The following is a 22,773-nucleotide window of genomic DNA, read 5'->3' on the forward strand; positions in this document are numbered from 1 at the left end:
CGCCGCCAACCGCTGTTTTAAGTGGAAGTCATCAACCAGTTCAGGACGAAAGGGAACCGATGAAGGTTCTGGTGCCGGTTAAGCGCGTCGTTGACTACAATGTCAAAATTCGCGTCAAGAGCGACGGGACGGGCGTCGAGCTCGCCAACGTCAAGATGTCGATGAATCCGTTCGACGAGATCGCCGTCGAGGAAGCCCTGCGCCTGAAAGAGGCCGGCAAGGCGACCGAGATCGTGGTGGTGTCGATCGGGCCTGCGCAGGCGTCGGAGACCATCCGCACCGGCCTCGCCATGGGTGCCGACCGCGGCATCCTCGTGAAGGCCGAGGGTACTGTTGAGCCGCTCGCGGTCGCCAAGATTCTGAAAGCCGTCGTTGAAGAGGAAAAGCCGGGTCTGGTTATCCTCGGCAAGCAGGCGATCGACGACGACAGCAACCAGACTGGCCAGATGCTGGCGGCGTTGCTCGGCTGGTCGCAGGCGACCTTCGCCTCCAAGCTCGAAGTAGAAGGATCGGACTTTAAGGTCACACGTGAAGTCGACGGCGGTCTCCAGACCGTCAAGGTCAAGGGACCGGCGATCGTTACCACCGACCTGCGTCTCAACGAGCCGCGCTACGCCAGCCTTCCCAACATCATGAAGGCGAAGAAGAAGCCGATCGATGAGAAGACCGCCGACACGTTCGGCGTCGATCTGACGCCGCGTCTCGAAGTTCTCAAGACATCCGAACCGCCGGGCCGCAAGGCCGGCGTCAAGGTCAAGGACGTCGCCGAACTGGTGTCGAAACTTAAGGAAGCGGGGGCGCTCTGATGGCTACGTTGCTGATTGCTGAACACGACCACGCCAACCTGAAGGATTCCACCAACAAGGCGCTGACCGCGGCTGCCGCGCTCGGCGCCGAGGTCCATGTTCTCGTCGCCGGTGGAGGCGGGGGCACCAAGGGCGCTGCGGAAGCGGCTGCCAAGCTCAAGGGCGTCACCAAGGTGCTGCTTGCGGAAAACGCGATCTATGAGCACGATCTGGCCGAGCCGTTGGCCGCACTGATCGTCTCGCTGGGCGGTTCGTATGATGCTTTCGTCGCGCCTGCGACCTCGCGCTTCAAGAACGTGATGCCGCGCGTCGCAGCCCTGCTCGATGTGATGCAGATCTCCGAGATCATCAAGGTCGTTTCGCCCGATACGTTCGAGCGGCCGATCTATGCGGGCAACGCGATCCAGACCGTGAAGTCGAAGGATGCCAAGAAGGTCATCACCGTGCGCACCTCCACATTCGGCGCGGCGGGCGATGGCGGCAGCGCGTCCGTGGAAAACGCTGCGGCCGCGGCCGATCCCGCGCTGTCGAGCTTTGTCGGCGAGGAAGTCGCCAAGAGCGATCGTCCGGAACTGACCTCGGCCAAGATCATCGTGTCCGGTGGACGCGCCATGCAGAGCCGGGAGAACTTCACCAAGTACATCGAGCCGCTGGCCGACAAGCTCGGTGCCGGTGTCGGCGCCTCGCGCGCCGCGGTGGATGCGGGTTACGCGCCGAACGACTGGCAGGTCGGCCAGACCGGCAAGGTGGTAGCGCCCGAGTTGTACATCGCCATCGGTATCTCCGGCGCGATCCAGCATCTCGCCGGCATGAAGGACTCCAAGGTGATCGTCGCGATCAACAAGGACGAAGATGCGCCGATCTTCCAGGTCGCAGATTTCGGCCTGGTAGCCGACCTCTATCAGGCGGTTCCGGAACTGACCGCCGCCCTTTAACAGATGGCATCCCGGCGCGCCGTGCGCCGGGATCGTGTTATGCTGCACGCTGGACCCGGCGGGAATTTTGAAACGCCCGCCGGGGTTTGGCGTAATTGATAAGGATGCGGCAACGCGATTGCTTCATCCTGCAAGACCGAAAAGCCTCAGAGACCGGAAGCAAATGGCAGCGATCAAGACGGTTGGTGTGATTGGGTCGGGTCAGATGGGCAACGGCATCGCCCATGTTGCCGCGCTGGCCGGCTTCGATGTGATCCTTAATGACGTATCCGCCGAGCGTCTCAAGTCGGCGATGGCCACCATCAATGGCAATCTGTCGCGTCAGGTCGCACGCAAGACCATCACCGAGGACGCGCACAAGCGCGCGCTCGACAAGATCACGCCATCGGACAGCATCGAAGGTCTGGCAGCCTGCGATCTCGTGATCGAGACCGCAGTCGAGAAGGAAGAGATCAAGCGCAAGATTTTCCACGACGTTTGCGCTGTGTTGCGGCCCGAGGCGATCATCGCGTCCAATACCTCGTCGATCTCGATCACCCGGCTTGCAGCCTCGACCGACCGGCCGGAGCGCTTCATCGGCATCCATTTCATGAATCCGGTTCCGGTCATGGAATTGGTCGAACTGATCCGCGGCATCGCCACTGACGACGCGACGTTTGACACTGCGCGTGATTTTGTCACCAAGCTCGGCAAGCAGATCGCTGTCTCCGAGGATTTCCCGGCCTTCATCGTTAACCGCATTCTGTTGCCGATGATTAATGAGGCGATCTACACATTGTACGAAGGTGTCGGCAACGTCGAGGCCATCGACGCGGCGATGAAACTCGGCGCACATCATCCGATGGGACCGCTTGAACTGGCGGACTTCATCGGCCTCGACACCTGTCTGTCCATCATGCAGGTGCTGCACGAAGGCCTGGCGGATTCGAAGTACCGTCCTTGTCCGTTGCTGGTGAAATATGTCGAGGCCGGCTGGCTCGGCCGCAAGTCGCAGCGCGGTTTCTATGATTACCGTGGCGACAAGCCAGTGCCGACGCGCTAGGCCGGCGCGCGCTCTCCAAGATTCGTTAACCGTTTTCGTCTAGCGTCCTGCCACGTCGATTGAAACGGGTATGATTGTCATGGACTTGATGAGCATTGTCAGCAGCATGATGGCCATGCAGGCGGCCAATACCCAGCAGCAAATCGCGACCAGTGTCCTGAAGCAGAATATCAATTCGGAACAATCGGTGCTGCAATTGCTCCAGCCGTCACCCGCGGCGAACAACGCACCTGGCGTCGGCGGCAATCTCGATATTTCAGTGTGACGCTAGTCACCCAACCGGTGTGATCCAGCCGATGCCGGCGCCGCCGGGTTCGGTGAGGATCGCAATGCGGCCAACGCCTGGCACATCGAATAGCGGCCGCATCAGTTGCGCGCCGCTGGCGACGGCTTTTTCCACGCGCGCATCCACATCGTCCACTGCCAGATATGGCATCCAGCTTTCGATTATGCCTTCAAAGGCCGGACGGTTGGTCGGGAAGATTCCGGCAACAGGCCTATTGTCGGCATGGGCAGTCCAGTAGATCGCTCCATCACTCATGGGCGTGGCGGCAAATGTCCATCCGATCGCGTTTTGGTAGAATTGCTTGGCGCGCTCCGGATCAGGCGTCACCAGTTCATTCCAGTGAAAATGGCCATGAGACGTCATGGTGATCTCCATTGCTTGCGTGATCTGCTCGGCATGGCGCCATGCGATACCCAAGACGCGGGCATAAAAATTGCCCGCGCCATGCCTAGTACAGGTGATCTCAGGCAGCGCGTTCATAGGCCTGTTTCAGGGTCGCGATGTCGAGCTTGGTCATCGTCATGACCGCTTCCATCATCTTCTGCGATTGTGCCGGCGTCGCACGTCCCATCAGGTGGGGCATCTCATTCGGAACCACCTGCCACGATAGGCCGAATTTGTCCTTCAGCCAGCCGCACTGTTGAGTCTCGCCGCCGTCAGAGAGCTTGTCCCAATAATGATCGATGTCTTGCTGCGTTTCACAATTCACCATGAATGAGATAGCGGGCGAGAAGGTAAACATCGGCGGACCGTTCAGCGCCAGAAATTTCTGTCCCTCGATCTCCAGTTCCGCCGTCATCACCGACCCCTTCGGCATCGGCATGTTGTCGCCGTAGCGGGAGATGTGTCCGACCTTTGCGCTCTTGAAGACGGATTTGTAGAAATTGACGGCTTCCTCAGCCTTGCCATCGAAGAACAGGCACGGGACGATGGTCTGCATGGCGGACTCCTTACTTTCGAGATGTGATGTTGATTGAAAGCAGCATCAGGCGGAAACGATGGTGTCGAATCCGCCGAAGAACATGCGTTTGCCGTCGAACGGCAGCTTCTTCGGGTCCATCATTTTTGCGATCCGCGGATCTTTCATCACCTTGGCCATCACGGCGTCGCGATGCTTGCGCGACTTGTAGGTGATCCATGAGAACACCACGGTCTCGCCGGTCTTCAGTTTCACGCTCTGTGGAAACGATGTCAGCTTGCCGGGCTTCACGTCCTCGGCGACGCATTCGCGATAGTCCAGCGCGCCGTGGTCGAGCCAGACCTTGCACGCTGTTTTGGCCATGGCCTTGTAGGCTTTCAGCTTCTTCTTCGGGACCGGTAAAACAAATCCATCGACGTACTGCATCTCGTTTCCTTTCGTTGTCGAACGCGGTGCATTGCAGGTGGCAACGGCTGCGGCTCCGGCTTAGGCAAAGAACTTTTCGAGCTTGTCGAGAGTTCCGGTCCAGCCGCGGATGTGACCGTCGCGGGCTTCCTCGTTGAAGAACTTGTCGTGGGTGAGGGTCAGCAGGGTGACATCGCCTTCGGCACGCAGCACGACGGTTACCTGAGAGATACGTTCCGGCGTCGAGTGCCACGCCCAACTGAAGACAAGCCGCTGCGGCGGCGCCACTTCGAGATATTTGCCGCCGACCTCGTGATACGCGCCGTCGTCGGTCTTGAAGCTGATGCGATACTGTCCGCCGACACGCACATCCATGTCGGCCTTGACGCTGTCGGCTATGGTGTGTCCGGGTCCGAACCACTGGATGATTTTTTTGGGGTCCGTCCACGCCTCGAAGACTCTTTCTGTGGGGGCGTTGAGTCGTCGGGCGAGGGTGAGGCTTGGCTGGGTGAGCATGAGTCTTTCTCCACAAAGGCGGCGAGACGCTCGAGTTGCGCGGTCCAGAAACGCTGGTAGCGGCTGAGCCATTCCATGGCCTGCTCCATCGGGGCCGCGTTCAGGCGGCACGTCACCGTGCGTCCTGCCTTTGTCCTGGTGATCAGTCCGGCGTCCGAGAGCACATCGAGATGCTTCATGACGGCGGGCAGCGACATGGCGAAAGGCTTCGCCAGTTCGCTGATCGTGACGCTTTCGCGCCCTTCCAATTCGGCCAGCAGCGCGCGCCGCGTCGGATCTGCGACGGCTGCGAAAACGCGGTTCAAGCTGTCGGTCGAATAGTAAACCATTTGGTTAAGTATAGACGTGCGCAGCTCTGCGTCAAGTGAGAGCGTCTGATGGAACCGCGGCTTATTGCCCCGAGGCGGCCTTGATGAGCTTCACGGCGTCATCGCTCGCCCATTCGGCGGGACCGGCGATGGTGGCGATCTCGCAGCCCGCGCCATCGACCAGAACCGAGGTTGGCATGCCGAGCGCGCGGCCGACCGCTTTCAACTCCTGAAACACCTTGGCCTTGGGGTCGGCGAAATAGCCGAGGCGGATGAGGGTCGCCTCTTTCAGGAAGGTCTTCGGCTTGTCGAGGTCGCGGGTATCGATGTTGATCGCGATGACCTCGAAATTCGGCCCGCCGAGTTTAGCCTGCAACTCATCCAACGCGGGCATTTCCTTTCGGCACGGGACACACCATGTCGCCCACAAATTGACGAGCACCGTCTTGCCTCGCCAGTCGGACAGTTTGCGCGGCTTGCCACCGGCATCGTCGAAGGCAAGGTCCGGCACGCGCAGGGGGCCGGTCGCCATGGTTAATGCCGCGACCTCGCCGCGCGCCAAGGGGGCGATTTTTTTGGCCAGATCGACTGCCGGACGGCACGCCGGGTCGCCGGGCGGATTGCCTGTTAACCCACCGATCCCGTATACCCCGACATATCCGATCGCCGCGCCTATAAGGATGGCGGCGATCACCATCGGAATGCGGCGGAAGGGTTTTCGGGGCTGGCCGGTTTGTGGCTGGGCGGCGTCAGGCATCTTGCTTGTCATACTCTGGGACAGATCGGCTGCGATGATGGCGAGTGAAAATTTGCGAAGACGTTTGGCGGGACAAAGATGAGTAACAAGATGTGGGGCGGCCGCTTCGGTGAAAGCCCCGATGCGATCATGGAGGAGATCAACGTCTCCATCGACGTCGATCAGCACCTTTACGCCCAGGACATTGCCGCGTCCAAGGCCCATGCAGCCATGCTTGCCGCTCAAGGCATCATTACGGCGAACGATGCAAAAAACATTGCGGGCGGTCTAGACACGATTTTGTCAGAGATTGGCAAGGGGTCTTTCACGTTCAAGCGGGCGCTCGAAGACATCCACATGAATGTCGAAAGCAGGCTTGGCGAGCTGATCGGCCCCGCGGCGGGCCGTCTGCACACCGCACGTTCGCGCAACGATCAGGTGGCCACCGATTTCCGGCTCTATGTACGTGATGTCATCGACGACATCGACAAGGCGCTGGCCGGGTTTCAGCGCGCGTTGGTCGATCGCGCTATCGAACACGCCGACACTGTGATGCCCGGCTTTACCCATTTGCAGACGGCGCAGCCGGTGACCTTCGGTCATCATCTGCTGGCGTATACCGAAATGGCATCGCGCGACCGCGGCCGGTTTGCGGATGCGCGCAAGCGGCTCAACGAAAGTCCGCTCGGCGCCGCCGCGCTGGCGGGGACGTCGTTTCCGATCGATCGCCACGCCACCGCAAGCGCGCTCGGCTTCGACCGGCCGATGGCGAATTCGCTCGATGCAGTGTCCGACCGCGACTTCGTGCTGGAGACGCTGTCGGCGGCGGCGATCGCGGCGGTGCATCTGTCGCGCTTTGCCGAGGAGATCGTGATCTGGACCTCGCCTTTGGTGGGGCTGGTGCGGCTGTCGGACAAGTTCACCACCGGCTCGTCGATCATGCCGCAAAAGAGAAATCCGGACGCCGCCGAACTGGTGCGCGCCAAGACGGGCCGCATCATCGGCTCGCTGACCGCCTTGCTGATCGTGATGAAAGGGCTTCCGCTGGCCTATCAAAAGGACATGCAGGAAGACAAGGAAGGCGCGATGGAAGCGTTCGCGGCGCTGTCGCTCGCGATCCGGGCCATGACCGGCATGACCCTCGATCTGGTGCCGGAAGAGGCGCGCATGAAGGTGGCCGCCGGTGAAGGGTACGCCACTGCGACCGATCTGGCCGACTGGCTGGTGCGCACGCTGAAGATGCCGTTCCGCGATGCGCATCATGTCACCGGCCGCATCGTCGCCAAGGCGTCGGAGCAGGGGCTTGCCTTGCACAAGGTGCCGTTGTCGGAGATGCAGGCGATCGAGCCGAAGATTACCGCCGCGGCGCTTGATGTCCTGTCCGTGCAGGCTTCGGTGGAGAGCCGGACGAGTTACGGCGGCACCGCCCCGGCCAATGTCCGCGCGCAGGCCAAGGAATGGCTCAAGCGGCTGGAAAAAGAGCAAAATTCGGGCTGACCCCGGATATTTTCGCTTAATCCGGCCCTCGCCAGAACCGCCCCTTCTTTGTATGGTGGCGCGCCATTCAGGACCGAGTGATCCGGTTCTGACATTCGTATCCCATCGGCGCGGGTACTCTACGAATGTCCGAATCAAAGGATCACTCGAATCATAATTTACTAACGTCCTTCGTATCCGACGTTTGCACGGAGGACGCCGCAGAATGATGCAAACGTCGGATACGGGACGCTAGCACGTGACTTCTCGTTCGAACCGATCCTTTTCGAAGCTGACAGTCGTCGCGCTGATTGCATTGACCTGCGCGCTGGCAGGATGCGGCCGCAAAGCCGGTCTCGACCTTCCGCCGGGCGCATCCGCCGACCAGCAGGAACGGGCGGCGGCGGCAGATGCGGCTGCCGCGGCCGATCGCAACTCTGCTTCGAATCTACAGAGCGAAGTTTACCGCCCGCCGGGCACCAGCTCCATCGCTGTCGCACCAAGAGGTGAAAAAAAGCGCATCCCGCTCGACGCGATCCTGGACTGATCCTGTCATGAATCATTTCCAGTATCGCAACGGCGCGCTCCACGCCGAAGACGTGAGCTTGGCCAGTCTCGCTGACGAGGTGGGGACGCCGTTCTATTGCTATTCGACTGCGACCCTCGAGCGGCACTACCGCGTCTTCGCGGAGGCTTTTGCCGGCGTGCCCACGCTGGTGTGTTACGCGATGAAGGCGAATTCCAACCAGTCCGTGTTGCGCACGCTGGCGAAGCTCGGCGCCGGCGCCGATGTGGTGTCGGGCGGCGAGTTGAAGCGTGCGCGGGCAGCAGGCATTCCACCGGAAAAGATCGTGTTCTCCGGTGTCGGAAAAACTGAAGCGGAGCTGCGCCAGGCGCTTGCCGAAAACATTCTCTGCATCAATGTCGAGTCCGAGCCGGAGCTTGATCTGCTGTCGCAGCTTGCGAGCGAGACCGGTCGCGCCGCGCGGATTTCGGTGCGAATCAATCCGGATGTTGATGCCAAGACCCATGCGAAAATTTCGACCGGAAAGTCCGAAAACAAGTTCGGCATACCACTGAGTCGCGCGCGCGAAGTCTATGCTCGCGCGGCGAAGCTGCCAGGCATCAAGGTGACCGGCGTCGATATGCATATCGGCAGCCAGATCACCGATCTCGGCCCGATGGAAGATGCGTTCAAACTGCTTGTGGAGTTCGTCGGCGCGCTGCGCGCCGACGGCCACACCATCGCGCATGTGGATTTTGGCGGAGGCCTCGGCATTCCCTACGAGCACGATCTGCCCAATCCGCCGGAACCTGCCGCCTACGCGGAAATGGTCAAGCGCGTGGCCAAGGGGCTCGATGCAACCTTGATGTTCGAGCCCGGCCGCATGATCGTCGGCAACGCGGGCATTCTTGTCAGCCGCGTGATCTATGTGAAGCATGGCGACGCCAAGAATTTCGTCATTATCGATGCGGCGATGAACGACCTCATCCGTCCGACGCTGTACGAAGCGCATCACGACATCCTGCCGGTGCGGGAGAATACCGCGCGCGACTTCGTTGCCGACGTGGTTGGCCCGGTCTGTGAGACCGGCGATTATCTCGCGCTCGACCGCAGGATGGCCGAGCCGAAGCCAGGCGATCTGATTGCGATCATGACGGCAGGGGCCTATGGCGCTGTGCAGGCCGGCAGCTACAACACCCGCGCGCTGGTGCCCGAGGTGCTGGTGAAGGACGGCCAGCACTCGGTAGTTCGGCCCCGCATCGACGCGGATGCGCTGATCGCGATGGACCGCACCGCCCCCTGGCTGTGAAACAGACCTTTCGCTTGTCCGCGTGTCCGGATGACGCCGTGCGGAGCGGCGTTGTCGCGACAGAAAATTATCTTCTCCTTGCCGATCCGGTGTGAGATGGATCCACCAGCGGGTCATATCATTTCGCAATAGCATTTCATTGCCGAACGGCCATTCAGAGACGATCTTGAGGCCTCAATCGATGCGCCCCGCTTCCTTGAAGCGGCAGTGCAACCGGTCAGGTCATCAGCGCAGCTTTCGTCGCAACAATGCAGCGGAAGTGTTGTCTCGAACTGTGCTTCGCCCGTTTCCTTCCTTTCGCGGCGTGAGACATCGGGACATGCACGACGATCCCTGATCGTATGTCAGGGGATCAATATGCGTTCTTTCAGAACTACTCGCCTCCTTGCCGCGGTTGTTGCCGCAGCCAGCCTGTTTGTGGGTGCCGGCACCGCCGCACTGGCTGATACACCGGCCAATTGGCCGACCCGCACGATCAAGCTGATCGTGCCGTTTCCTGCGGGCGGAGCCGCCGACACCATCGCGCGCATCTACGGCGAGAAGCTCAGCGAAGCGCTGAAGCAGCCTGTTGTCATTGAAAACAAGGCCGGTGGCGGCACGGCCATCGCCGCCGAAACAGTGGCTGCGGCCGAGCCGGATGGCTACACGCTGTCGCTGGCTCCTGCGGGTCAACTCACCATCCTGCCGCATGTGAATTCGGCCATTAAGTTCGATCCGTTCAAGAGCTTCGCGCCGGTGTCACCGCTGGCATCGGTGCCTTATGTGGTCGCGGCGAGCCCCGAGGCGCCGGTGTCCACCCTCAGGGAGCTCGTCGCAGCGGCAAAGAAGGAGCCTGGCAAGTTCACTTATTCGTCGTGCGGTCCGGGAACGCTGTGCCACCTGAGCGGCGAACTGTTCAAGAGCCTGACCGACACCGATCTTCTGCATGTTCCGTTCAAGGGCAGTGCTCCTGCCATGAATGCGCTGCTTGGTAATCAGGTGAATCTCGCGTTCGACACGTTGACGGTGCTGGCCCCGCAGATCCGGGATGGCAAAGTCAAGGGACTTGCCATAACGAGTCGCGAACGCTCGCCGCTGCTTCCCAACGTGCCGACGGCAGCCGAAGCAGGCCTGCCAAACTATGTCGTCGATTCATGGTTTGGCCTTGTGGTCCCTGCCGCCACACCGGCGCACATCGTTCAGCGTCTGAATGCGGAAGTCATCCGTATCGGCCAGTTGCCGGATGTGCGTGAGCGTCTTGAAGCTCAGGGGCTGAGCGTTACAACATCGACGCCCGAAGCATTCGCGCAGACCATCCGTGCCGATTACGACCGCTGGGGTAGGGTCGTGGACGCCTCCGGCGCCAAGATCAACTGACATCCTGCGGAACGGCCGGCATTCCGCCGCCCGTTCCGCTTCTTCATCCTCCCGCCGCGATCCAGTCTCGTTCTCCGTCACGCCTTTGTGAGAGGTTCCCTGCCATTGCGGCAGGGTGCTTGCATGTGGGTATGCGGACTGAGGCCATGCCTCATTGCCGCCGCCGTGATAGGCTGCAGTGGACTTGAAGCTGGAGAGCCCGTTGAACGGATCGACCCCAGACCCATCGGAGCATCCGCAGACCGCCGAGGAAGCCCGAAAACTTCAGCTTGCGCAGGCTTTGCAGCGGGCGCGGCTTGCGGTCGCATGGGAGCGCGGCTGGCCTCATCTGGCGCGGCTGCTGACGGTTATTGGCCTCTTCCTGGCGGCTTCATGGGCGGGGTTATGGGTCGCATTCCCCTTCGTCGTCCGGATTGTCGCATTTGCGGGCTTTGCATTGCTGGCTCTGGCGGCTCTGGTCCCGGCGATCCGTTTTCGCTGGCCGAGCCGCGAGGATGCGTTGCGCCGCCTCGATCGCCGCGCCGGAATTCCACATCGCCCCGCTACTGCGCTGACCGACACGTTGAGGTCGCAGGACCCGCTGACGCAGGCGCTATGGCAGGAGCAGCGCGTGCGGACGCTGGCGTCGATCAAGCGCATCCGCGCCGGTCTGCCGTCACCGCGTCTGGCGCTTCACGATCCGTGGGCGCTGCGGGCGCTTGTGGTAGTGCTGATGGTCGCGACCTTTGTCGCGGCCGGTAATGATCGCCTCCCGCGCGTCGTCGCGGCGTTCGATTGGGATGGCGCGTTTTCCGCAGCGAATGTCCGTGTCGATGCCTGGGTGACGCCGCCGCCCTACACCAGTCGCCCGCCGGTGATTCTGTCCGCCTCCACCAGCAAGGACGCGCCGCCGCCGTCCGACGCCGGTCCTGTGTCTGTGCCTGCGGGCAGCACCCTGATCGTCCGCTCGAGCGGCGGCAGGCTCGACGTCGCCTCCGGCGGCGCGGTGACTGAAATTCCCGTTACCGAGAATGCGCCGCAGGGCACCAGCGAACGCCGCTTCACGATCGCAGGCGACGGCACCGCACATGTGCGCGCGCCGTCAGGCCAACCGCAATGGACCTTCAAGGCCATGCCCGATCGCGCGCCGAGCATTTCGCTCGCCAAGGATCCGGAGCGGCAAGCGAAGGGCGCACTGCTGCTGGCTTACAAGATCGAGGACGACTACGGCGTCACCGAAGCGCATGCGCAGTTCGCGCCGCGCGAGAACGCTCAGCCGGATGCCGCAGTTGCGCAGCCGCTGTACGACCCGCCGTCGATCGCATTGGGATTGCCCAATGCACGGACCCGCAACGGCGTCGGCCAGACCGTGAAGGATTTGAGCGAGAATCCCTATGCAGGAGCCGATGTCACCCTGACGCTGACAGCGAAGGATGAGGCCGGCAATGAAGGCCGCAGCGAGCCGTTCGACATGCGGCTGCCGGAACGGCTGTTTGTCAAGCCGCTGGCACGCGCGCTGATCGAACAGCGCCGCAACCTCGCGCTCGACGCGAACCAGAAGCCGCTGGTGCTGATCGCGCTGGAAGCGCTGATGATCGCGCCAGAGGCGTTCACGCCGGAGCTTGGACACTATCTCGGCATGCGCAGCGTCGCAACCCAACTCGGCCGCGCCAATTCACGCGAAGCGATGCGCGAAACCGTCGATAGCATGTGGGCGCTCGCGGTCGCGATCGAAGACGGCAACATCTCCGATGTCGAGAAGGCGCTGCGGGCCGCGCAGGATGCGCTGAAGGAGGCGCTGGAGCGCGGCGCCAGCGACGAAGAGATCAAGAAGCTGACGGAAAATCTGCGCGCGGCTTTGGATAAATTTATCCGGCAACTCGCGGAGCAGCAGCGCAACAATCCGCAGCAGCTCGCGCGGCCGCTTGACCCCAACGCCAAGGTGTTGAGTCAGCAGGATCTCAAGAACATGATCGACCGGATGGAGCGGCTGTCGCGTTCCGGCGACAAGGACGCGGCGCGGGCGCTCCTCGACCAGATGCAGCAGATGCTGGAAAATCTGCAAATGGCACAGCCCGGCCAGCAGGGCGATGGCGATATGGAGCAGGCGCTGAACGAACTCGGCGACATGATCCGCAAGCAGCAACAGTTGCGCGACAAGACATTCAAGCAGGGACAGGATTCCCGGCGCGACCGCAGCCGCGGCGAACAGGGCGACCAGAACGCGATGGACGGCCTGCGTCAGGATCAGCAAGCGCTGCGGGAGCGTTTGAGCAAGCTGCTCGACGACATGAAGAAGAATGGCATGATGCCGGGCCAGCGCGGTGAGAAGGGCCAGCCGGGCCAGGGCCAGCAAGGTCAGGGACAGGACGGTCAACAGGACGGCGGCGATTCGCTCGCCGATGCCGACTCAGCAATGGGGGATGCCGGCGGTCAGCTCGGGCAGGGCAACGCTGACGGCGCGGTGGATTCGCAGGGGCGTGCCCTCGATGCTCTGCGCAAGGGCGCGCAGAATCTCGCGCAGTCGATGCAGCCGGGCGAGGGACAGGACAACGGTCCGGGTAATCGCATGGGCCGTCAGCAGAATAGCGGCAACACCACCGATCCGCTGGGCCGGCCACTCAACGGCCGCGAATGGAGCGACGATCTCACCGTGAAGATTCCGGGCGAGATCGATGTGCAGCGTGTGCGCCGCATTCTGGAAGAGCTTCGCCGCCGCCTGGCCGATCCGAACCGGCCGCAGATCGAACTCGATTACATCGAGCGTTTGCTCAAGGACTACTGAGTCTCAGCTCAGGCACTATCGCAGCCCGCGTGATTTCAGCATCGAACTCGCTTGACGAATTCACGCAGCGGCTGTATTTAACCAATAGGTTATTTAACCGAATGGTTACATGAAGGCGCCGATGGACCCGCTCAGCACCAAGTTCGCCGCGCTTGCCGACCCAACCCGGCGTGCGATTCTCGCGCGTCTGGTGCTGGGCGAGACGTCGGTCACGGAACTGGCCGAGCCGTTCGCCATGAGCATGCCCGCGATCTCGAAGCATTTGAAAGTGCTGGAGCATGCCGGCCTCGTGACCCGTGGCCGCGCCGCGCAGTGGCGGCCGTGCAAAATCGAACCGGCGGCGCTCCGGGAAGTTGACGAGTGGCTTGAGAATTATCGCCGCTTCTGGGAGGCGAGTCTTGATCGTCTCGAGACCTACCTCGGGGAATTGCAGGCCAGCGAGAAGCAGGAATCTTCATCTCGGGCACGCAAGGCGTCGGAGCGGAAGCCCGCGCGGCGGAGAGCGTCGTCTCAACCGCACATGCCTTCAAAAAAATAGCGCGTCTTCTGCAAGACATTTGAAGTCCGATCAAACCATCAACCAAGAGTAAGGAGTTCATCATGGCCGACGAATATCCCAAGCTAGCCCCGCTCATTCCACACCTCTCCATCAAGGGGGCCGCGGATGCCATCGAGTTCTACAAGAAGGCTTTTGGTGCAACCGAAATGATGCGGATGCCGGCGGAAGACGGCAAGCGGCTGATGCATGGCCATGTCCGTATCAACGGTGCGGATGTGTTCGTGGCCGATTTCTTCCCCGAATACTGCGAGCATGGCGACGGCAAGACCAAGCCGCCGAGCGAAATCGGTGCTTCCACATTCCTGATCCATCTTGAAGTACCGAATTGCGACGAAGCCTACAAGCGCGCGATCGACGCCGGTGCGACATCCATTCTTGCGCCGTGGGATGCATTCTGGGGCGCGCGTTATGCGCAGGTGCGAGATCCGTTCGGTCACGGCTGGAGCGTTGCGCATCCGCAGCCGCCGAAGGCCGGGTAACGGTCCCGATGACAGCCGACGTTTTAGTCCGGTTCTCGACAGAGAATGAACATGACCACGCTAATTTATGTCGCCGCCGGTCTCGCGGTGCTGATCGCGATTCTTCTTACGGTCGCGGCGATGCGGCCGGACTCGTTTCGTGTCGAGCGGTCGATCGACATCGATGCGCCTGCGGAGAAGATCTTCCCGCTGATCAACGATTACAAGAACTGGGGAGCCTGGTCGCCCTACGAGAAGGTGGACCCGGCGATGCACCGGACCTTCAGCGGCGCGCCGAGCGGGAAGGGATCGGTCTATGAGTGGACAGGCAACAAGAACATCGGCCATGGACGTATGGAGATCGTTGAGGCGGTCCAGCCATCGAAGATCGTGATCAAGCTGGATTTCTTCAGTCCGTTCGAGGCCCACAATATCGCCGAGTTCACCATGCGGCCGCAGGGCGGCGCGACCAGCGTCACCTGGGCGATGCATGGTCCTGCGCCTTTCATGGCGAAGATTATTCACACGTTCATCAACATGGACCGTATGGTCGGCGGCCAATTTCAGCAGGGACTGACCAGCATGAAAGCCGTTGCGGAAAGCAGGTGAGCGCGATGTTATCCGTTGCGGCCTTCTCCGCGCAGCGTCGGCAGGCCGATGCCGGTGGCCTCGAAGCCGCCGTCGACGCACAGCATCTGTCCGGTGATGTAGCTGGCGCGGTCGCTGCACAGGAAGAAGATCGCTTCGGCGAGTTCTTCCTCCAGACCGTAGCGGTTGAGTGGGATGGTATCGTGATAATCAGCGCGGATCGCCGGCGTGTGGACCGCTTTCGCCATCGCGGTGTCCACTGGACCGGGAGCCACCGCGTTGACGCGAATGCCGAGAGTTGCGAGTTCGACCGCAAACTGTTTGCTGAGATGGGCGAGCCCGGCCTTGCTGGTGCCGTAGGCGGTGCGCAGCGTCGAGGCGCGAAGCGCGGAAATAGACGTGATGTTGACAATCGCGCCGCCACCGGTCTCGCGCATCAGCGGCGCGGCGGCCTGCGTGCACAGAAACGGCCCGGTCAGATTCACGGCGAGCACGCGGTCCCAGTCGGCCTGTGTTGTTTCCAGCAGCGGTTTGAAGATCGCGATGCCGGCGTTGTTGACCAGCGCATCAAGGCGCCCGAAGTGCTGGACAGCCTGCTTGAACGCAGCATTGACCACATCGGCATCCGACACGTCGCATTGGATCGCCAGCGTGGTTTCCGGCGCGGCCAGGGTCTTGTACGTCTGCGCAAGAAGCTCGTTCTCGATGTCGAGCAGCACGACACGCCAGCCGTCGGCCAGAAATCGTTTCGCCGCCGCCAGCCCGATGCCCCGCGCCGCGCCCGTGACCAGTGCGACTTTCTGCTGTTCCATGGTCATGTCTCGTACCGTTTCTTGATTGGACCTGAATGCATCCGATATGGCATTGACCATTTTTCGCTCGCTGTCACAACAGTCACTTATGCCGCCCGTGCAGGCTGATTGCCGGGCCCCACACAATCGCCAAGAATGTTCAGGATACGTTTCGCCATGTCATCAAGCTTTGCCAAGAACGCGATCGTGCTGGGCCTTCTCTCCGCGATCGGTCCTTTCGCCATCGATATGTATCTGCCCGCGCTGCCGACAATCGCGGCGGATCTTCATGCGTCTACCGCCGCGACGCAGATGACATTGATGGTGTTCTTCGTGGCTTTCGGCGTCTGCCAGATCGCTTACGGACCGGTGTCGGACATGGTCGGCCGCAAGCCGCCGCTTTACTTCGGGATCGTGATCTTTGCGCTCGGAAGCATCGGCTGTGGGCTGGCGCCGAGCATCGCGTGGCTGATCTTTTTCCGCTTCGTGCAGGGTCTGGGCGCTGCCGCCGTGGCGGTGATTCCGCGCGCCGTGATCCGCGATCTGCACACCGGCGTCGATGCGACGCGGCTGATGGCGCTGGTGATGCTGGTGTTCAGCGTCTCGCCGATTCTTGCCCCGCTGACGGGCAGCGCATTGATCGTGCCGTTCGGCTGGCGCGCCGTGTTCGTAGCGGTCACCCTTGCCTCGGTCGTCTCGCTGCTGCTGGTTGCGTTTATGCTGCCGGAAACGCGGCCACCAGAAGAACGTGTCGAAGTCAGCGTCCGCAGCGTGCTCGACGGCTTCGGCGAACTTTTTCGCGACTGGCGTTTTCTGGGCTTGACGTTCATCGGGGGCTTCGGCATGGCGAGCTTCTTTGCATTCCTTGCCAGTTCGTCGTTCGTCTATATCGAGCATTTCGGTCTGACGCCGACGCAGTACAGCCTGGCGTTCTCCGTCAATGCCGTGGGCTTTATCGGCGCCTCGCAGTTCAGCGGTTTTCTCGCTGCGCGTTTCGGAATCGCGCGGGTTGTCTCGGTGGCGGTGACCTGTTACGCGGTCCTTTCGGTGGCGCTGTTCGCCGTCGTGGCCGCGGGGGTCGACAACCTCGCGGTGCTGATTGTGATGCTGTTCGTCGCCTTTGCATGGCTCGGTCTCGTCATTCCGTCGACCATGGTGCTCTCGCTGGAAGACCATGGTCCCATCGCCGGCATGGCGTCGGCGCTGGGCGGAACGCTGCAAATGGTGACAGGAGCAGTGATGATCGCGGTCGCCAGTTCGTTCTTCAACGGCACGTCGCTGCCGATGGTGGCGACCATTGCCGCCTGCGCGGTCGCGGCTTTCATCCTGACGCGGCTGACGCTCGGGTCGCGCAAGCCAATGACACAATTCGCGGAGTAATTCTCAATCCATCTTTCGCGACGCCAGCGCATCGGCAACCGCAGTGCGGATGTCTGCCACGGCAAACGGCTTGGTGACGACATCGTAGACGATTGCGTCCAATCCCGACGCCCGCTCGCGCTGATCGGCAAAGCCGGTCATCATGAGAACCGTCAGCCGCGGGAAGTCGCGGGCCACCGCCAGCGCCAGCGCGATACCGTCCATCACCGGCATTTTGATATCGGTAAGAAGAAGATCAAACGCACCTTCCTCCCGCGTCAGAATCTCCAGCGCCTCTGCGCCGTCTTCTGCGGTGACGATGTCGTGACCGTCCATAGCGATGGCGCGCGCCACCAGGAGGCGCATCGACTCTTCGTCGTCTGCGATCAAAACGCGCGGCATTCAGGTTCCTCCGGACGAAAGGTCCAGTTTGTGGAAGAATCTGACGGCAATTTCGCGGCCTTCCGGCGGCGGCGAGGCGAGCCGCGTCTTGAACCAGGCTTTTTCGCCGGGATTGAGCACCGGCTGCTCCAGCACGGCATTCCAGGCGTAGATGTCCTTGCCCTTGGCGTCGCGCACGATGAATCGCAGCCGGGGTATCTCCACCGCCTTGCGCGCAACGTCGACGAGCGCGCCTTCGATCAGCAGCACCGGCTTGTTGTTCACGGTTTCCGTGCTGATCCTGAGATCCTCGAAGACGAGGCCGCGCAGGTTCACGCCCATACCAGCCATTTTGAAGAAATCGGCGGTCTGCGGCATGGCGCGCACGACATCCGCGCGCCAGGCGATCAGGGCGAAGACGATGGCGCCGAGCGCGACGCAGGCTGTAGGCAGCGTCAACGCGCCGGGAAGGGCCCTGGCCCAGTTGGCGGGCTTCAGCAAAGGAGTTGCGGATCTGCCAAAGGACTTGCGGGGAAACCCGGGGAGATATTTGCCAAGGGACTGGTTCAGGCCTTTCAGCCGGGACGCCTTGGCGGGAGGGCTTTCTTCCGCGCCATCCTGCCGAGCCAGTGAAGACCAGTATGGATCGGCCTGGGCCACGGGCTGGGAAATCTCGGATTCCGGCCAGTCGGCGGAAATGGACGGGCTTTCCACGTGCGGGGCAAGATCATCCTGCCAATCGCTCGTCGGCTCGCTTGTGCGTCCGAAGCCATTGTCCTGACCGGATTGTTCCATTTCCTGCCGGGAGGCAGCTGCCGACACCAGTTCCTCCGGCATCGCCAGCCAGACTTCCTGACATCGGGCGCAACGGACCCGGCGTCCGGTCTCGGGAAAATTGGTCCGATCAACTGCATAGGATGTCGTACAATGAGGGCAGACAATGTGCATGGACGAATCGCCAGGGTGAACGCGTCTGGAAGCTATCCGGCGTCCGTTAACGAATCGGAAACCATAACGGCCGCACAAGCGTTTTGCGGCTATCTTTCCAAATGTTGTCCGCCGGCCGCGGTATTCGGGGCGGCGTCTTCATCGGTCCTGTCGAACGGAGCTGAGCTTGGTCCGGTTCGAAAATGTCGGTTTGCGGTACGGGCTCGGCCCGGAAATTTTGCGCGACCTGACCTTCCAGATTCCCGCCCGTTCGTTCCAGTTTCTCACCGGGCCGTCCGGCGCCGGCAAGACCTCACTTCTGAGGATGCTGTTCCTGTCGCTGCGCCCGACGCGGGGACTGGTCAATCTGTTCGGGCAGGACGTTTCGCTGCTCGACAAGGACGCGCGCGCCGATCTTCGCTCGCGGATCGGCATCGTGCTGCAGGACTTCCGGCTGCTCGATCACATGACGACGTATGAAAATGTCGCGCTGCCGTTCCGCGTCATGGGCCGAAGCGAATCCAGCTATCGCAAGGAGGTCATCGATCTTCTCAACTGGGTCGGTCTGGGCAAGCGGATGGACGCGTTGCCGCCGATCCTGTCGGGTGGTGAAAAGCAGCGCGCCGCGATTGCGCGCGCGGTCATCGCGCGGCCGCAACTGCTGCTGGCCGACGAGCCGACCGGCAACGTCGATCCGTCGCTGGCTCGGCGGCTGCTCAGCCTTTTCATTCAATTGAACAAGTCCGGTACCGCAGTGATTATAGCAACCCACGATATCGCGCTGATGGACCAGTACGAAGCGCGGCGCATGGTGCTGCATGAATCGCGGCTGCATATCTATGATTGAAGACCGCAAACTCATGATGGATCTCGGCGACAGCACGTCGGAAGTCGCGGCGAACGCGCGCAACCTGTCGCCGATCGTTCCGCGCGGATCGATTGCAGGCCGCGCGCTGATCGCGGTCGTGGCCATCATGACGTTTCTGGCGTCGATGACGACGGGCGCGGTGCTGCTGGTGCGTTCGTCCGCGGTTGAATGGCAATCCGATGTTTCCAGCGAACTGACCATCCAGTTGCGGCCCTCGCCGGGGCGCGACATCGAGCGCGACGTGCGCGCCGTGGTAGATACCGTGCGGGCGCAGCCGGGCATTCTGGAGGTGCGGCCCTTCACCAAGGACGAGTCGGCCAAGTTGCTGGAGCCCTGGCTCGGCACCGGCCTGTCGCTGAACGATCTGCCGGTGCCGCGCGTCGTCGTGGTGCGTGTCGCGCCGGGTTCTTTGCCCGATCTGGTGGCGCTGCGCCGCGCCGTGACCCAGGCCGCGCCTGCGGCCACCATCGACGATCATCGTGCCTGGATCGAGCGCATGCGGTCGATGACGGGGGCGATCGTGCTCGCCGGTACCGGCATTCTTATTCTCGTGATCGCGGCGACCATCATTTCGGTGTCCTTTGCCACGCGAGGCGCGATGGCGGCCAACCGGCCGATCGTCGAGGTGTTGCATTTCGTCGGCGCGCAGGATCGCTATATTGCCAACCGCTTTCTCCGCCATTTTCTGCGGCTCGGCCTCGAAGGCGGACTGATCGGCGGGCTGGCCGCGATGCTGACATTTGGCTTTTCCGAATCCATCGCAAGCTGGTTCTCAGGCACGCCGGTGGGCGATCAGTTCGCCGCCTTGCTGGGAACATTCGCGTTGCCTGCGTCCGGCTATCTTGTCTTGGGAGCGCAGACTCTCATGATTGCTGCCGTGACGGCATGGGCCTCGCGGCGGACGTTGTTTGCGACCCTTGAAGAGATCGATTAAAGCGCCTGTGGCGACCTGGTCTCGTGAAGAAAACGTGTCAGAACATGGTGTTGACGGAGTTTTGAGGCCATAGCCGTGCCGGATTTTGAGATAGAGTGAACAGAGCCGCGAGACTTGTAGGTCGCGCCTAAGCGAGTTGAGATTGCCCGAGACATTACGACATCGCGATGGACCACCGACGCATTGGCGCCTGCGCCGGCGCATCGCCATGCTTGTGGGTTTTGCCATCGTTCTCTTTGCCGGCCTGGGCTTCGTCGATTTTCTCTCGAAAGTGCCGCCGACCGAAGCCAAGCCGGCGCGCAATGCCGACGGCATCGTGGTTCTGACCGGCGGATCCTCGCGGGTCTCGGATGCGCTGGACCTGCTCTCGGCGGGCTATGGCCACCGGCTGCTGATTTCCGGCGTGCATCCCACCAACGGCTACACCGACATCCAGCGCTCGCTGCCGGACAGTCAGAGGCTGCTCGCCTGCTGCGTCGATCTGGACCGCTCCGCCGTCAACACCCGCAGCAACGCCACCGAAACACGCCGCTGGGTCGTCGAGCGCGGTTTTCGCTCCCTGATCGTGGTGACGTCAAACTATCATATGCCGCGCGCGATTGTTGAATTATCCCATGCGATGCCGGAGATCGAACTGGTTCCGTTCGCCGTGGTGGGGGACAAATGGCGCGAGGAGCCATGGTGGACGAGTGGCGCGGCGCTTCGGCTCCTGTTATCGGAATACGCCAAGTATCTTTTTGCGCAGACGCGGGTCGCTTTCGGCGGCGTGGGGCAGGGCGGTCTATCGGAAACCGGTTTGCCGCCGCCACCGCCTTCAAAGCCGGCGACCGCATCCGTCAACTAATAACTAGTGGTCCGATTTTGACATTCGCATCCCACATCAGCGGCGCTCTTTGTGAATGTCAGAATCAAAGAGCCACCAACAGCTATAATTGGCTAATGTCCTTTCGAATCCGACGTTCGCTTTGGAGGGGCTGCAAAATGAGGCGAACGTTGGATTCGGGACACTGGCGGGTCGATCGATGGTTTCGGTATTTCTGCGTTCGCTGCTCTACAATATCGTTTTCTATCTGAACCTCGTGTTCTGGGTGCTGCTCGGACTTCCGACCTATGTTATGCCGCGCTGGGGCATCGTGTGGATCGCGACGAACTGGGGCAAGACCAGCATCTGGTGGATGCGGATTATCTGCAACACCCGGGTCGAATATCGTGGGCTGGAAAAAATTCCGAAGGGGCCACTGATCGCCGCCTCGAAGCATCAGTCCGCGTGGGAAACCTTCGCGTTGCTGCAGTTCTTTGACGAGCCGCTTTACATCCTCAAGCGCGAACTGACCTGGCTTCCTTTCTTCGGCTGGTATCTGCTGAAGGCGGGCATGATCGGCGTTGATCGCAAGGCCGGCGGCAGATCACTGATCAATCTCACCAAACGTGCGAGCGCGGAGATCAAACGCGGCCGCCAGCTGCTGATTTTCCCGGAAGGCACGCGCAGGGCGGTCGGCGCGCCGCCCGACTACAAGAGCGGTGTCAGCCTGATCTATGGCGAAGCCGGTGTGCCGTGCATTCCCGTCGCGCTCAATTCCGGATTGTTCTGGCCGCGTCGGACCTTCCTTCGTTACCCCGGCACGCTGGTGATCGAATTTCTCGATCCGATCCCGCCGGGTCTCAAGCGTCACGAGTTCAACACGCGCATGCAGACGGCCATCGAGGATGCGACCAATCGTCTGGTGAAAGCCGGACGCGAGGAGCAGGTGAGGCTGATCGGATTTTCCGCGCCGGTCGTCGCTCAAGCCTGACTTTCGGTGTCTGGATCGGCGTGCCGATGCAATGCGGCTTCGCCGTGTAACAGTGCCGCGAGCCGGTGCAGGGGGGCATCGCGAATGCCCTGGGCTTCCAGCGCGGTCACCGTGGCGATGACATATTCATCATTCGGCCCGTAAGCGCCGTGGCCCTGACGCACGAGCCGCAACTGTTCCTCGATCGTCAGGCGACCAGCATACTGGTCGTGGCTGCGGTCGGCGACATAGGCCAGCGCGCTGACCCGCGCATCGCCCTTCAGCCAGACCGAACGCATCACCTCGCGATAAACGCCGGTGACCTGTTCGCGCTCGCGCAGGTAGGCCACCGTTTCCTGCCGCCGGACGGCCGCCACCCGGAACGCGACGCCCTGACAGGCGCCGCCGCGATCCAGCCCCAGCACCAGTCCCGGCTTTTCATATGTGCCGCGATGAACCATCGAGTAGATGCAGAGCGAACGATGTTCGCCGATCAGCCGCGCAGGCTTCTGCTCGATAAAGGTGAAACCCGGTTTCCAGATCAGCGATCCGTAACCGAAGACCCATAGATCGCCTTCGGGGAAGTCCGATTCGGCAAGGATTTTCGCGGCCATGATGTGCGCCTGTGCGGGAGACCACGCCTACCAGCCTGTTATCGCGTGTGCAACCTTATGGACATCAACGCGATTTGCACCAACATGGCATCTTTCAATTGCCCGATTCAGGTGATCTAGCTCCCGCCATGCAGACATCTTCCATCGTTCCCCGCCGCC

26 protein-coding genes and 1 pseudogene are annotated in these 22,773 nt (G+C 61.8%); 17 read left to right on the forward strand and 10 right to left on the reverse strand.

Translation table 11 applies throughout. The annotated features are described in order from the left end of the window. Window positions 1-59: 59 nt before the first annotated feature. From LVY71_RS21450 to LVY71_RS21465, 4 genes are all read left to right on the forward strand, one after another. A complete protein-coding gene (locus LVY71_RS21450) occupies window positions 60-806 on the forward strand; it encodes an electron transfer flavoprotein subunit beta/FixA family protein (RefSeq protein ID WP_235101957.1) in 747 nt (248 codons plus the stop codon). Next, entirely contained in the window at window positions 806-1,741 is a 936-nt protein-coding gene (locus LVY71_RS21455; protein WP_235101958.1) for an electron transfer flavoprotein subunit alpha/FixB family protein, read from the forward strand. The genes LVY71_RS21450 and LVY71_RS21455 overlap by 1 nt, the downstream gene beginning before the upstream one ends. 163 nt (window positions 1,742-1,904) lie before the next feature. Beyond that, window positions 1,905-2,783, forward strand: a complete 879-nt coding sequence (locus tag LVY71_RS21460) for a 3-hydroxybutyryl-CoA dehydrogenase (RefSeq protein WP_235101959.1) — start codon at window positions 1,905-1,907, stop codon at window positions 2,781-2,783. 79 nt (window positions 2,784-2,862) lie between these two features. Then, window positions 2,863-3,048, forward strand: a complete 186-nt coding sequence (locus LVY71_RS21465; protein WP_235101960.1) for a putative motility protein — start codon at window positions 2,863-2,865, stop codon at window positions 3,046-3,048. Window positions 3,049-3,054: 6 nt separating this feature from the next. On the opposite strand, the gene LVY71_RS21470 is transcribed toward LVY71_RS21465, so the two are convergent. From LVY71_RS21470 to tlpA, 6 genes and pseudogenes are all read right to left on the reverse strand, one after another. Next, window positions 3,055-3,549 (reverse strand): VOC family protein, encoded by a 495-nt coding sequence (locus LVY71_RS21470; RefSeq protein WP_349629919.1) that lies wholly within the window; start codon window positions 3,547-3,549, stop codon window positions 3,055-3,057. Continuing rightward, complete coding sequence (locus tag LVY71_RS21475) at window positions 3,533-4,009, reverse strand: VOC family protein (protein WP_235101961.1); 477 nt, start codon at window positions 4,007-4,009, stop codon at window positions 3,533-3,535. Before LVY71_RS21475 ends, LVY71_RS21470 begins: the two co-directional genes overlap by 17 nt. A 45-nt stretch (window positions 4,010-4,054) precedes the next feature. Further along, entirely contained in the window at window positions 4,055-4,414 is a 360-nt protein-coding gene (locus tag LVY71_RS21480; protein WP_235101962.1) for a DUF1428 domain-containing protein, read from the reverse strand. A gap of 60 nt (window positions 4,415-4,474) precedes the next feature. Further along, window positions 4,475-4,909, reverse strand: coding sequence for an SRPBCC family protein (locus tag LVY71_RS21485; protein WP_235101963.1), 435 nt, complete (start codon window positions 4,907-4,909; stop codon window positions 4,475-4,477). 137 nt (window positions 4,910-5,046) lie between these two features. Continuing rightward, a pseudogene (locus LVY71_RS21490) lies at window positions 5,047-5,238 on the reverse strand (ArsR/SmtB family transcription factor); the annotation flags it as partial. A 61-nt stretch (window positions 5,239-5,299) separates the two neighbouring features. Next, entirely contained in the window at window positions 5,300-5,974 is a 675-nt protein-coding gene (tlpA, locus tag LVY71_RS21495) for a thiol:disulfide interchange protein TlpA (RefSeq protein WP_235102201.1), read from the reverse strand. 78 nt (window positions 5,975-6,052) lie between these two features. Here tlpA and argH point away from each other — a divergent pair, with 78 nt between their 5' ends. The 8 genes from argH to LVY71_RS21535 all read left to right on the forward strand — a co-directional run bounded on the left by argH (window position 6,053) and on the right by LVY71_RS21535 (window position 14,989). Beyond that, window positions 6,053-7,450 carry an argininosuccinate lyase gene (gene argH, locus LVY71_RS21500; protein ID WP_235101964.1) on the forward strand — a complete coding sequence of 466 codons (1,398 nt, stop codon included), beginning with the start codon at window positions 6,053-6,055 and terminating at the stop codon, window positions 7,448-7,450. A 238-nt stretch (window positions 7,451-7,688) separates the two neighbouring features. Then, window positions 7,689-7,976 carry an LPS translocon maturation chaperone LptM gene (gene lptM, locus LVY71_RS21505; RefSeq protein WP_235101965.1) on the forward strand — a complete coding sequence of 96 codons (288 nt, stop codon included), beginning with the start codon at window positions 7,689-7,691 and terminating at the stop codon, window positions 7,974-7,976. Between the two features lie 7 nt (window positions 7,977-7,983). Next, window positions 7,984-9,243, forward strand: coding sequence for a diaminopimelate decarboxylase (gene lysA, locus LVY71_RS21510; RefSeq protein ID WP_235101966.1), 1,260 nt, complete (start codon window positions 7,984-7,986; stop codon window positions 9,241-9,243). A 357-nt stretch (window positions 9,244-9,600) separates the two neighbouring features. Continuing rightward, entirely contained in the window at window positions 9,601-10,599 is a 999-nt protein-coding gene (locus tag LVY71_RS21515) for a Bug family tripartite tricarboxylate transporter substrate binding protein (RefSeq protein WP_235101967.1), read from the forward strand. 202 nt (window positions 10,600-10,801) lie between these two features. Further along, entirely contained in the window at window positions 10,802-13,363 is a 2,562-nt protein-coding gene (locus LVY71_RS21520) for a TIGR02302 family protein (protein WP_235101968.1), read from the forward strand. A 121-nt stretch (window positions 13,364-13,484) separates the two neighbouring features. Then, a complete protein-coding gene (locus LVY71_RS21525; RefSeq protein ID WP_235101969.1) occupies window positions 13,485-13,901 on the forward strand; it encodes an ArsR/SmtB family transcription factor in 417 nt (138 codons plus the stop codon). A 62-nt stretch (window positions 13,902-13,963) separates the two neighbouring features. After that, window positions 13,964-14,401, forward strand: a complete 438-nt coding sequence (locus LVY71_RS21530; protein WP_235101970.1) for a VOC family protein — start codon at window positions 13,964-13,966, stop codon at window positions 14,399-14,401. A 51-nt stretch (window positions 14,402-14,452) separates the two neighbouring features. Then, on the forward strand, window positions 14,453-14,989 hold the full coding sequence (locus tag LVY71_RS21535) for an SRPBCC family protein (protein ID WP_235101971.1): 537 nt from the start codon (window positions 14,453-14,455) through the stop codon (window positions 14,987-14,989). An 8-nt stretch (window positions 14,990-14,997) separates the two neighbouring features. Here LVY71_RS21535 and LVY71_RS21540 read toward each other — a convergent pair whose 3' ends face one another. Further along, window positions 14,998-15,786, reverse strand: a complete 789-nt coding sequence (locus tag LVY71_RS21540) for an SDR family NAD(P)-dependent oxidoreductase (protein ID WP_235101972.1) — start codon at window positions 15,784-15,786, stop codon at window positions 14,998-15,000. A 150-nt stretch (window positions 15,787-15,936) separates the two neighbouring features. Here LVY71_RS21540 and LVY71_RS21545 point away from each other — a divergent pair, with 150 nt between their 5' ends. After that, complete coding sequence (locus LVY71_RS21545) at window positions 15,937-17,139, forward strand: multidrug effflux MFS transporter (protein ID WP_235101973.1); 1,203 nt, start codon at window positions 15,937-15,939, stop codon at window positions 17,137-17,139. A 3-nt stretch (window positions 17,140-17,142) separates the two neighbouring features. On the opposite strand, the gene LVY71_RS21550 is transcribed toward LVY71_RS21545, so the two are convergent. Together LVY71_RS21550 and LVY71_RS21555 are read right to left on the reverse strand one after the other, a co-directional pair. Then, window positions 17,143-17,520, reverse strand: coding sequence for a response regulator (locus LVY71_RS21550; RefSeq protein WP_235101974.1), 378 nt, complete (start codon window positions 17,518-17,520; stop codon window positions 17,143-17,145). Next, window positions 17,521-18,447, reverse strand: coding sequence for a zinc-ribbon domain-containing protein (locus LVY71_RS21555; protein WP_235101975.1), 927 nt, complete (start codon window positions 18,445-18,447; stop codon window positions 17,521-17,523). A 166-nt stretch (window positions 18,448-18,613) separates the two neighbouring features. Here LVY71_RS21555 and ftsE point away from each other — a divergent pair, with 166 nt between their 5' ends. The 4 genes from ftsE to LVY71_RS21575 all read left to right on the forward strand — a co-directional run bounded on the left by ftsE (window position 18,614) and on the right by LVY71_RS21575 (window position 22,021). Beyond that, a complete protein-coding gene (gene ftsE, locus LVY71_RS21560) occupies window positions 18,614-19,273 on the forward strand; it encodes a cell division ATP-binding protein FtsE (protein WP_235101976.1) in 660 nt (219 codons plus the stop codon). After that, window positions 19,266-20,228, forward strand: a complete 963-nt coding sequence (locus LVY71_RS21565) for a cell division protein FtsX (RefSeq protein WP_235101977.1) — start codon at window positions 19,266-19,268, stop codon at window positions 20,226-20,228. The genes ftsE and LVY71_RS21565 overlap by 8 nt, the downstream gene beginning before the upstream one ends. A 208-nt stretch (window positions 20,229-20,436) precedes the next feature. Continuing rightward, the gene (locus LVY71_RS21570; RefSeq protein WP_235101978.1) at window positions 20,437-21,072 is read left to right on the forward strand and encodes a YdcF family protein; all 636 of its coding nucleotides are present in this window, start codon (window positions 20,437-20,439) and stop codon (window positions 21,070-21,072) included. Between the two features lie 178 nt (window positions 21,073-21,250). After that, window positions 21,251-22,021, forward strand: a complete 771-nt coding sequence (locus LVY71_RS21575; RefSeq protein ID WP_235101979.1) for a lysophospholipid acyltransferase family protein — start codon at window positions 21,251-21,253, stop codon at window positions 22,019-22,021. Here LVY71_RS21575 and LVY71_RS21580 read toward each other — a convergent pair. Further along, complete coding sequence (locus LVY71_RS21580; RefSeq protein ID WP_235101980.1) at window positions 22,012-22,614, reverse strand: gamma-glutamylcyclotransferase; 603 nt, start codon at window positions 22,612-22,614, stop codon at window positions 22,012-22,014. The two genes, LVY71_RS21575 and LVY71_RS21580, sit on opposite strands and share 10 nt — an antisense overlap. Window positions 22,615-22,773 lie beyond the last annotated feature (159 nt).

The sequence above is a fragment of the Bradyrhizobium sp. G127 genome (genome assembly GCF_021502575.1).
Classification (GTDB): Bacteria; Pseudomonadota; Alphaproteobacteria; order Rhizobiales; family Xanthobacteraceae; genus Afipia.

Excerpts from the sequence above, each read along its gene's own strand:
- LVY71_RS21450 (WP_235101957.1), top strand. The coding sequence starts at position 60 with ATGAAGGTTCTGGTGCCGGTTAAGCGCGTCGTTGACTACAATGTCAAA.
- LVY71_RS21455 (WP_235101958.1), top strand. The coding sequence starts at position 806 with ATGGCTACGTTGCTGATTGCTGAACACGACCACGCCAACCTGAAGGAT.
- LVY71_RS21460 (WP_235101959.1), top strand. The coding sequence starts at position 1,905 with ATGGCAGCGATCAAGACGGTTGGTGTGATTGGGTCGGGTCAGATGGGC.
- LVY71_RS21465 (WP_235101960.1), top strand. The coding sequence starts at position 2,863 with ATGGACTTGATGAGCATTGTCAGCAGCATGATGGCCATGCAGGCGGCC.
- LVY71_RS21470 (WP_349629919.1), bottom strand. The coding sequence starts at position 3,549 with ATGAACGCGCTGCCTGAGATCACCTGTACTAGGCATGGCGCGGGCAAT.
- LVY71_RS21475 (WP_235101961.1), bottom strand. The coding sequence starts at position 4,009 with ATGCAGACCATCGTCCCGTGCCTGTTCTTCGATGGCAAGGCTGAGGAA.
- LVY71_RS21480 (WP_235101962.1), bottom strand. The coding sequence starts at position 4,414 with ATGCAGTACGTCGATGGATTTGTTTTACCGGTCCCGAAGAAGAAGCTG.
- LVY71_RS21485 (WP_235101963.1), bottom strand. The coding sequence starts at position 4,909 with ATGCTCACCCAGCCAAGCCTCACCCTCGCCCGACGACTCAACGCCCCC.
- tlpA (WP_235102201.1), bottom strand. The coding sequence starts at position 5,974 with ATGCCTGACGCCGCCCAGCCACAAACCGGCCAGCCCCGAAAACCCTTC.
- argH (WP_235101964.1), top strand. The coding sequence starts at position 6,053 with ATGAGTAACAAGATGTGGGGCGGCCGCTTCGGTGAAAGCCCCGATGCG.
- lysA (WP_235101966.1), top strand. The coding sequence starts at position 7,984 with ATGAATCATTTCCAGTATCGCAACGGCGCGCTCCACGCCGAAGACGTG.
- LVY71_RS21515 (WP_235101967.1), top strand. The coding sequence starts at position 9,601 with ATGCGTTCTTTCAGAACTACTCGCCTCCTTGCCGCGGTTGTTGCCGCA.
- LVY71_RS21525 (WP_235101969.1), top strand. The coding sequence starts at position 13,485 with ATGGACCCGCTCAGCACCAAGTTCGCCGCGCTTGCCGACCCAACCCGG.
- LVY71_RS21530 (WP_235101970.1), top strand. The coding sequence starts at position 13,964 with ATGGCCGACGAATATCCCAAGCTAGCCCCGCTCATTCCACACCTCTCC.
- LVY71_RS21535 (WP_235101971.1), top strand. The coding sequence starts at position 14,453 with ATGACCACGCTAATTTATGTCGCCGCCGGTCTCGCGGTGCTGATCGCG.
- LVY71_RS21540 (WP_235101972.1), bottom strand. The coding sequence starts at position 15,786 with ATGACCATGGAACAGCAGAAAGTCGCACTGGTCACGGGCGCGGCGCGG.
- LVY71_RS21545 (WP_235101973.1), top strand. The coding sequence starts at position 15,937 with ATGTCATCAAGCTTTGCCAAGAACGCGATCGTGCTGGGCCTTCTCTCC.
- LVY71_RS21550 (WP_235101974.1), bottom strand. The coding sequence starts at position 17,520 with ATGCCGCGCGTTTTGATCGCAGACGACGAAGAGTCGATGCGCCTCCTG.
- LVY71_RS21555 (WP_235101975.1), bottom strand. The coding sequence starts at position 18,447 with ATGCACATTGTCTGCCCTCATTGTACGACATCCTATGCAGTTGATCGG.
- LVY71_RS21565 (WP_235101977.1), top strand. The coding sequence starts at position 19,266 with ATGATTGAAGACCGCAAACTCATGATGGATCTCGGCGACAGCACGTCG.
- LVY71_RS21570 (WP_235101978.1), top strand. The coding sequence starts at position 20,437 with ATGCTTGTGGGTTTTGCCATCGTTCTCTTTGCCGGCCTGGGCTTCGTC.
- LVY71_RS21575 (WP_235101979.1), top strand. The coding sequence starts at position 21,251 with ATGGTTTCGGTATTTCTGCGTTCGCTGCTCTACAATATCGTTTTCTAT.
- LVY71_RS21580 (WP_235101980.1), bottom strand. The coding sequence starts at position 22,614 with ATGGCCGCGAAAATCCTTGCCGAATCGGACTTCCCCGAAGGCGATCTA.